Source organism: Methylobacterium sp. B1 (genome assembly GCF_000333255.1).
GTDB lineage: Bacteria > Pseudomonadota > Alphaproteobacteria > Rhizobiales > Beijerinckiaceae > Methylobacterium > Methylobacterium fujisawaense.
Map to the genome: position 1 here is coordinate 1 of NZ_BACT01000147.1, position 8,894 is coordinate 8,894.

Annotated in this window: 8 protein-coding genes; all 8 read left to right on the top strand. The window is 64.5% G+C overall.

The window, feature by feature from the left end; translation table 11 throughout:
- Positions 1-31 precede the first annotated feature (31 nt).
- The 8 genes from I53_RS04185 (at position 32) to I53_RS04220 (ending at position 8,884) form a co-directional block, all read left to right on the top strand.
- Entirely contained in the window at positions 32-1,558 is a 1,527-nt protein-coding gene (locus I53_RS04185; protein ID WP_043347008.1) for an ATPase domain-containing protein, read from the top strand.
- Entirely contained in the window at positions 1,558-3,612 is a 2,055-nt protein-coding gene (locus tag I53_RS04190) for a PAS domain-containing sensor histidine kinase (RefSeq protein WP_043347010.1), read from the top strand. Before I53_RS04185 ends, I53_RS04190 begins: the two co-directional genes overlap by 1 nt.
- A gap of 105 nt (positions 3,613-3,717) precedes the next feature.
- A complete protein-coding gene (locus I53_RS36075) occupies positions 3,718-4,560 on the top strand; it encodes a PAS domain S-box protein (protein ID WP_083935963.1) in 843 nt (280 codons plus the stop codon).
- A gap of 124 nt (positions 4,561-4,684) precedes the next feature.
- Positions 4,685-5,038: a response regulator transcription factor gene (locus I53_RS04200; RefSeq protein ID WP_043347011.1), complete on the top strand. Its 354-nt coding sequence runs from the start codon at positions 4,685-4,687 to the stop codon at positions 5,036-5,038.
- A gap of 30 nt (positions 5,039-5,068) precedes the next feature.
- Complete coding sequence (locus I53_RS04205) at positions 5,069-5,401, top strand: hypothetical protein (RefSeq protein WP_148291063.1); 333 nt, start codon at positions 5,069-5,071, stop codon at positions 5,399-5,401.
- A gap of 503 nt (positions 5,402-5,904) precedes the next feature.
- Positions 5,905-6,138: a hypothetical protein gene (locus I53_RS04210; protein WP_043347013.1), complete on the top strand. Its 234-nt coding sequence runs from the start codon at positions 5,905-5,907 to the stop codon at positions 6,136-6,138.
- Positions 6,139-6,260: 122 nt separating this feature from the next.
- On the top strand, positions 6,261-6,704 hold the full coding sequence (locus tag I53_RS04215; protein WP_051044661.1) for a hypothetical protein: 444 nt from the start codon (positions 6,261-6,263) through the stop codon (positions 6,702-6,704).
- 257 nt (positions 6,705-6,961) lie between these two features.
- A complete protein-coding gene (locus I53_RS04220) occupies positions 6,962-8,884 on the top strand; it encodes a HAMP domain-containing protein (RefSeq protein ID WP_043347016.1) in 1,923 nt (640 codons plus the stop codon).
- Positions 8,885-8,894 lie beyond the last annotated feature (10 nt).

An 8,894-nucleotide genomic window follows, 5' to 3' on the forward strand; every position in this document is an offset into this window, starting at 1 on the left:
ATAATCTGGATAGGCGCGACGCATCAGTATCATGGCAGAAGACAGTTCCGGCTCCGCCACACCGAGCGGCGTTCACGGGCGCATATCCACCGGCGTTCCCGGCCTCGACGAGGTCCTGTGCGGTGGCCTCACGCAGGATCGACTATACTTGCTCGAGGGCACACCGGGCACCGGCAAGACTACACTCTCACTCCAGTTCCTGCTCGACGGCGCCGCGCGCGGTGAGCGCGGCCTCTACGTCACACTATCCGAGAACAAAGATGAGCTGTGTGCTGCAGCCGCCTCGCACGGCTGGTCGCTCGACGGCATCGAGATCTACGAACTCGTCAACGAGTTCGGCCTCGATCCCGACAGCGAGCAGTCGATCCTGCACCCGTCGGAGATCGAGCTGGGCGAGACCGTCAGGGACGTCATTGCTCGCGTCGACGATTTGAAGCCAGCGCGGGTCGTCTTCGACAGCCTGTCCGAGCTGCGCCTGCTGGCCCAGAATCCGCTGCGCTATCGTCGTCAGATCCTGGCCCTCAAGCAATATTTCGCCCGTCGCAGCTGCACCGTTCTCATGCTCGACGACCGCACGTCGGAACCGGGTGACCAGCAACTTCACAGCATCGCCCACGGGGTAATCTCGCTGGAGCAGGCACCGCGCGAGTTCGGCTCGGAGCGCCGTCGGCTGCGCATCGTCAAGATGCGCGGCATCAAGTTCCGCGGCGGCTATCATGACTTCGCCCTCGACACCGGCGGTCTGACGGTCTTTCCCCGCCTCGTCGCCGCCGAGCACCACGCGACGTTCGATCCGACCGCCGCCTCGACCGGGTCCGCCGAGCTCGATCTGCTGCTCGGCGGCGGCTTGGTGCCCGGCACCAATACCCTGCTGATCGGCCCATCGGGAGTCGGGAAGACCACGACGGCGCTCGGGTGCATGCTGGCGGCCTTGGAGCGGGGTGAGTCGGCGACCTACTTCCTGTTCGACGAGGGGCTCGCCACCCTGCTCGCCCGTTCCGCGATGCTCAACATGAACCTGTCCCCGCACATAGAGGCGGGCCGGCTGACGATCACCCAAATTGACCCGGCGGAACTCGCTCCGGGTGAGTTCGCCACCCATGTTCGGCATGCGGTGGAGAAGCGCCGCTCCAGGTTCGTCGTCATCGACAGTCTGAACGCCTACCTGCACGCGATGCCGGGCGAGGAATTCCTCATCCTGCAGATGCACGAGCTTCTGAACTACTTGAATCAGCAGGGCATCACGACGCTGCTGGTTCTCGGACAGCACGGCATCATCGGTGATGTCCAGACCGACGTCGACCTCAGCTATCTCAGTGACGGCATCCTGCTGTTCCGGTTCTTCGAGGCGAAGGGAGAGGTCCGCACCGCCGTTTCTGTGGTGAAGAGCCGGGTGAATGCGCATGAGCGCACGATCCGTGAGTTGAAGCTCACGAGTCAGGGGCTGCGGGTCGGCTCGGCCCTGGACGACTTCCAAGGTGTGCTCACGGGGCTGCCCTCTTACCGAGGGAGAGTCGCGCTGTTGCCGGACGACGCTCCCCTCGGAAGCCAAGCGTGATGCCTCAGCCGCCGGATCACGAAGGGCGCGTCCTCGTCCTGGCGCCGCGCGGGCGTGACGCGGCGGTGATCGCGCAGGTGCTCGACCGCGTCGGCACGCCGACCGAGGTCTGTGCCGACGTGTCGGATTGCGTGACGGGCCTGAAGGCGGGGGCCGGAGCCGCTTTGGTCACCGAGGAGGTGCTCGCCGGGGCGGATACGGGAGCCTTATTCGCCTGGCTCGACGCGCAGCCCGCTTGGTCCGACTTCCCGTTCATCGTCCTGGCGACGCGGCAGACAGGCCGCCGGTCGGAATCCGCCGCCGGCATCCTCGCGCGGCTCGGAAACGTCGTCCTGCTGGAACGCCCGATCAATGCCGAGACCCTGATCAGTGCCGCCGAGTCGGCACTGCGGGCGCGCCGGCGCCAGTATCAGGTGCGCAGCCTCCTGGCCGGCCGTGAACGGACGCAGGAGCACCTGCGACTCCTCAACGAGGGTCTCGAACGGCGGGTCGCCGAGCGGACCCACGAGGTCGAGGCCGCCCGGGAGACCCTGGCCTTCGCCCTCGAAGCGGCCGGCATGGGCTCGTGGGACCTCGATCTCGCGAACGGAACCTCCCGTCATTCCCCGCGCTTCGATGCCATCTTCGGGTATTCCGACCCGTGTCCATCGTGGACCCGAGGCACGTTTCTCGCCCATGTCGTCGAGGAGGACCGTCCCGCCGTCGAGGAGGCGTTCTCGGCCATCCCGGAGACCGGCCGGATCGACCTGGAATGCCGCATCACGCGCCGGGACGGCGCCGGGCGCTGGGTCGCGGCGAAAGGGCAGGTCACATACGACGCGTCCGGCGTACCGACCCGCATCGCTGGGATCCTGGTGGATCGAACCGACCAGCGCATCACTGAGGACGCGCTGCGCCAGGCCCAGAAGATGGAAGCCATCGGTCAGCTGACCGGCGGCGTGGCCCACGACTTCAACAACCTCCTCACCGTCATCGTCGGCGGCCTCGACATGATGCTTCGCCGGCCCGAGCAGACCGACCGCGTGAAGCGGCTGGCAGAGGCGGCGATGAGCGCAGCCCGGCGCGGCGAGCAGCTCACGCAGCAGCTCCTGGCCTTCTCCCGCCGGCAGATGCTGCGGCCACAGACGCTCAACCCGAACCGCCTGCTGCTCGACTTCAGACCGCTGGCCGAACGGGCGGCCACGGGTGCCGTCGAGCTGGTGTTCAACCTCGACCCGGCGCTCGATCCGATCCGCATCGATCCGGCACAATTCGAGGCGGCGGTGCTGAACCTGATCGTGAACGCCCGCGACGCCATTGAGGGCCGCGACGGCCACGCCCGCATCGCGGTCGTGAGCCGCAACGTCCACCTTGGCACCGCGGCCGTCGCCGACCAGGGGGTGCCCCCGGGGCCCTACGTGGTCGTATCGGTCAGCGACACCGGCAGCGGCATTCCACCCGACGCGCTCCAGCGTGTATTCGAGCCGTTCTTCACCACCAAGGAGGTCGGCAAGGGAACGGGGCTCGGCCTGTCCCAGGTCTACGGCTTCACGCGCAGCGCCAAGGGCTTTGCCCAGATCGAGTCCGAGATCGGCTCGGGCACGACGGTCAACCTGTACTTTCCGCGTTCGACCGATCCGGCCGGCGATGAGACGGGCGCCGCTTCGGCGAGCTCGATCCCGTTGCGCCGCGCCGGCGAGGGCGAGACGGTTCTGTTGGTCGAGGACGACGAGCAGGTGCTCGGGATGGCTGTCGAGAGCCTGGAGGAGCTGCGCTACCGGGTTATCATCGCTCGAAACGCCGTCGAGGCTCTTGAGCACCTTCGCGGCGTGGAGCGGATCGACATTCTGTTTTCCGACGTCGTGATGCCGGGCGGGATGAACGGATCACAGCTGGCGGTCGAGGCACAGAAGCTTCGGCCAAGTGTCAAGGTCCTGCTCACATCAGGCTACGTCGCAAACCTCGACGAGGGTCAGGTCATCGGTCGAGGCGAGATGCCGGTCCTGAACAAGCCCTACCGCCGCGACGAGCTCGCCCGCTCGCTGCGCCTGGTCCTGGGGGGAGAGGGACGTTGACGCGACACCGAGGACGATCTGGCTTGTTAGAGTCTTCGCACAATGAAGAGCGCGAGGGAGATACACTCTGCGCCGGGAGTATAGTCATCAGACTCTGGGCCTGTCATGTTCGAGGTTCGGCGCGCGCATTCGACCGATCTCGCCGCGTTCAAAGCTCTGCTGTATTCTAACAACCGACTTGCTCGGGCCGACACCATCGCGCGTGTTCGCTGCTCCGGCGGGATCTACGGCGTGGATTACAGGATCGTTCATCCCGGCGGGCAGATCCGCCGGTTGCGCTCGCGCGGGCGCGTGCAGGTAGACGAGGAGGGCCAGCCGGTCCGGCACCGCGGCGTGGTCTTCGACATCGACGCGTACAAGCGCTCCGAAGAGGAGCAGAAGAGGGTCGAGGCGCAAGTGCGGACGCGCGAGGCGCGCCTGTACGCCATCCCCGACACGATGACTGAAGGCATGATCGTCATCGACGAACGCGGCATCATCCCTTCGTTCAACCCTGCTGCCGAGCGCATCTTCGGCGACCGGTCGGCCGAGATCGTGGGTCGGAAGATCAGTCTGGTGCTGCCGGAGCCGGATCGCGACCGATCCTATGCGGCCTGTCGTCATGGTGACGGGGCACGAAGATCCGTCGCGCGCGGTCGAGGCGATGAAGCTCGGGGCCTGCGACTTCAGCGAGAAACCGTTCGACGAGAGAGCCCTTATACGACTTTTGCGCGCCACCCTGGAACGCGGATGCGTGACCGAGACGGGGTCGAACACGCGGCGAGTGCACATCCGCCGGATCGCCGAAAGCGAGCGACACGTTCTGGACCACCTGGTCGGCTGGGACACCAGCCAGAATCGGTCGCGTGCTCGACTTCAGCCCGCCCCCCGTCGAAATTGACCGGGCGAACATCTTCACTAAAACGCAGGCGGCCCACCGACAGGAGCTGGTGCGTTGGTGGATGCTGAGCGGTCTCCGGTGAGTTTGATCCTCCGCAATTCGACGGAACCGCGGAAGTGGCAGCGTCATTTCCCGCTCTATGGTGCCAGTCGAGTTGGTAGGCGAACGGACCCTGTCTTGCAGGATAGCGTCATGCCGATCTTCATCGTGGACGACGATGCCGCCATTTTGAGTTCAGCACGGTTCATGCTGGAGGGCGAAGGTTACACGGTCGCCACGTTCGAGTCGGGCAGCAAGCTGATCGCCGCATTTCCGCAGGCGAAACCGTGCTGCATCGTGATCGACTACGTGCTGCCGGACATGACGGGGCTGGATGCCTACGAACGCGTGCGGTCTTCGGGCGGGACCGCTCCGGTGATCATCATCACAGGCCATCCGAGCGCCGCGATCCGCGAGAAGGTGCGGCAGGCTGGCTTGCCGCTGGTCGAAAAGGCCTTCGTCGAGGACCTGCTCGGCGCCATCGAAGCGATAGGTCCGCTGCATTGACCATGGGCTCTTGGTCGGAGGCTGGACGGCGTGCAGAATGTTATTCTGGCGCAAGGAGAAACCAGATATATTGGTGCCTGTTCGGATCAGGGACCGCAATGCGCGAGTGAATCCTTCCCGGACCTGATGGCCGAGCGCGGTATGGACTGCTTCATGAGCCGGTCGGGCGATGCGTGGGACCGCGCGACCAAGGAAGGCCGTTTCTCGTCGCTGACGATCGCGCGCACGGCCCCGAGGACCGACTGGACGCGGCACGAGGCGCCCGCGGATGTGTTCGATGACATCGAGCGCTTCTATAGCCCGACAAGGCGGCTCTCGACCTTGGGCTGTCTCGAACCTGTCGAATTCCAATACCATGCTTGATTTGCTTAAGATGGTATCTGTCGAACCGGCTACTGGCTAATTTGCGGACGGCGCTCAGGCTCGCCAAGTCATTGCGATTTGGTCAACGGACACACTCCATAGGCAGCCAAATCGGTCGGGTTGCTTCTGATCCCGGCGCGATTCTGCGGCGTCCTCACCGTATTCCAGCTGAAAAACTCGGCCGCGCCGATCCCCAATCCGCTTGCCGGCCCCAGGGCCACTGATATTTCGCCGACGTCGTCCTTACAGGCGGAACGCGATGCGGGCGCTACTTGAAGTAATTATGCCTCCGCTCCGTGAACACCGACGCAGATATTTTGCATCGCTTTCCCATGTTGCCGCGTTCTATTCACAGGCGAACCGGTATTCCGGTACGATTTCTGACATGAAGGAGGCGCGAATGCTGCGCGGTGGAATGCTGTGGTTGCTGGGGATCCCGCTGCCAATTATCCTGCTGTTGTGGTTCTTCGGCGTGTTCCACTGAGCGCCGGTGGGCCAGCATCATGCCCTACACAGTCGAGATCACAACGCTCGCGGCGCAGGTCGACGGCGAGGAACGGCCAGCAAGGCTGTACCAGTTGCCCGACCCCTTCAGCACGCTGGCCGAAGCCAAGGAAGCCGCTGTCACCCACATAGCGGGGCTCGGGCTCGATCCGGCCTGTGTCCTCTACAACGTGTTCGACCGCGAGGGCTTCACGGTGGCATCCAATGCTGAACAGATGGCAGGGTCCGAGTGACGCCAAAGCTGCTGGCCATCACCGCTATGCCGGTGAGGAGCTGGGCCTATCAGAAGTAAGCGTTTGGAGACGCGTCTTCCTGAGCAAAACCCGCTGGACGGCGCGTAAACGCCTTTTCGCTCATGGCCGACGACGCGTGCGCCGACGACGGGGTGCTGGAGACGGTGCAGCGGGCCTGGACGCGCCAGGATGACGTCACGCCAAGCTCGAACCTGGAGGCGCGGCTCTGCACCATCAGCCACAATCCGTTTCATGCCGCGTGCCGCGAGCGCAGGCGCGTGATCGGAAATGTGGACGGCTCCGTTACGACTCAGCGCGCCGCGCCCGCGGCCCACGAGCACCGCTCCGATCTGCCGACCGTCCGGTCGCCCATCGGTCAGCTGCCTGAGATGTGGCGCGGGGGTCTGCTGCTCGTGAGCGCGCGAGACTTAACCTATGAGGCGGCCGCCGAAGTGATGGGCTGTCAAACCGGTCCTGTGAAAAGCCGGGCGCGCCGCGCCCGGGCCTGGCGCGTTGCGAATCCTGCCAGCGAGGAGCACCTCAACTTGCGCGGGCATCCATGCTGACCTGTCCGGAGGCACCGAACCGGCCTGACACGGCCATGCCAGTGTGAGCGTATTCGTTTCTGTCAGATCTGCTCCGAAACTAGTTTTACACAGGACGAGGCTCGCGATTCAGCTTCATCCCGCGCTCCAAACGTTTGAGCAACCCTCTGGGCTGAACTCAATTGCCGTGCCACTTCGATGGTGGTCACTCGTAGTCGCTGACGATTCGGATGGCTGACATGCTTAGCCATGCGCATCTACCCTGAGGTTGTTTCCGCATGACGCCGACTACGTCGCAGTTGGAGCCGAAGCTCCTCCTGAAGAGCCTCCGCGCCTTTCGGAAAGGTGACTTCTCGATCCGGCTGCCGCTGGATCTCACGGGCATCGATGGCGAGATCGCGGACGCGTTCAACGACATTCTCGAACTCAATCAGGGTCTCGCCCGGGAACTCGACCGGGTTGCGCGTGCCGTGGGCAAGGACGGGCGCATCGGCGAGCGTGGCAAGCTTCCGGCCGCGACCGGCGGATGGAACGACTGTGTCGACTCGGTCAACACGATGATCGGAGATCTCGTTCAACCGACCACCGAAGTGGCCCGCGTCATCGGGGCGGTCGCGAAAGGCGACCTCGGTCAGACCATGCAGATCGAGATCGAGGGCCGCCCGTTGAGGGGCGAGTTCCTCCGCATCGGCAAAGTGGTCAACACGATGGTCGACCAGCTGAACTCCTTCGCTTCGGAGGTGACCCGCGTGGCCCGGGAGGTTGGCTCGGAGGGCAAGCTCGGCGGACAGGCCAAGGTCAAGGGCGTCGGCGGAACCTGGAAGGATCTCACCGACAACGTGAACCTGATGGCGGCCAATCTGACAGGCCAAGTCCGCAATATCGCGGAGGTCACCACTGCCGTGGCCAATGGCGATCTGTCCAAGAAGATCACTGTCGATGTGAAGGGTGAGATCCTGGACCTGAAATCGACCATCAACACAATGGTCGATCAGCTCAATTCCTTCGCCTCGGAGGTCACGCGCGTTGCCAAGGAGGTGGGCTCGGAAGGCAAGCTTGGAGGCCAAGCCCAGGTCAAGGGCGTCGGTGGCGTCTGGAAGGATTTGACCGACAACGTCAACATGATGGCCGAGAATCTGACGGGCCAAGTGCGTAACATCGCCGAGGTCACGACCGCGGTCGCGCGCGGCGACCTCTCCAAGAAGATCACCGTCGACGTCAAAGGCGAGATCCTGGCGCTGAAGCTGACCATCAACACGATGGTGGACCAGCTCAACTCCTTCGCCTCCGAGGTGACGCGTGTCGCCCGCGAGGTCGGCACGGAGGGCAAGCTCGGCGGTCAGGCCCAGGTGGAAGGCGTCGGTGGGACCTGGAAGGACCTCACCGACAACGTGAACATGATGGCGGCCAACCTCACCGGCCAGGTGCGCAACATCGCCGACGTCACGACTGCGGTGGCCAATGGCGACCTGTCCAAGAAGATCACCGTGGACGTGCGCGGTGAGATCCTAGAGCTGAAGAACACCATCAACACGATGGTGGATCAGCTTAATTCCTTCGCCTCAGAGGTGACCCGCGTCGCGCGCGAGGTCGGATCGGAGGGGAAGCTCGGCGGGCAGGCCCAAGTTCCTGGGGTCGCCGGCACCTGGGCCGATCTCACCGACAACGTGAACCTGATGGCCGCCAACCTCACCGGCCAGGTGCGCAACATCGCCGACGTGACCACCGCGGTGGCCAACGGCGACCTGTCGAAGAAGATCACCGTGGACGTGCGCGGCGAAATTCTGGAATTGAAGAACACCATCAACACGATGGTGGATCAGCTCAATTCCTTCGCCTCGGAGGTGACCCGCGTCGCCAAGGAAGTCGGCTCGGAGGGGAAGCTCGGCGGGCAGGCCCGCGTCGAAGGCGTGGCAGGAACCTGGGCCGATCTCACCGACAACGTCAACCTGATGGCCGCCAACCTGACCGGTCAGGTGCGCAACATCGCCGACGTGACCACCGCGGTGGCCAATGGCGACCTGTCCAAGAAGATCACCGTCGACGTGAAGGGTGAGATCCTGGAGCTGAAATCGACCATCAACACGATGGTGGACCAACTCAACTCCTTCGCCTCGAAGGTGACCCGCGTCGCCCGCGAAGTCGGCACGGAAGGCAAGCTCGGCGGGCNAGCGCAGGTCAAGGGGCGTCGCGGCGTGTGAAAAGCCTGAC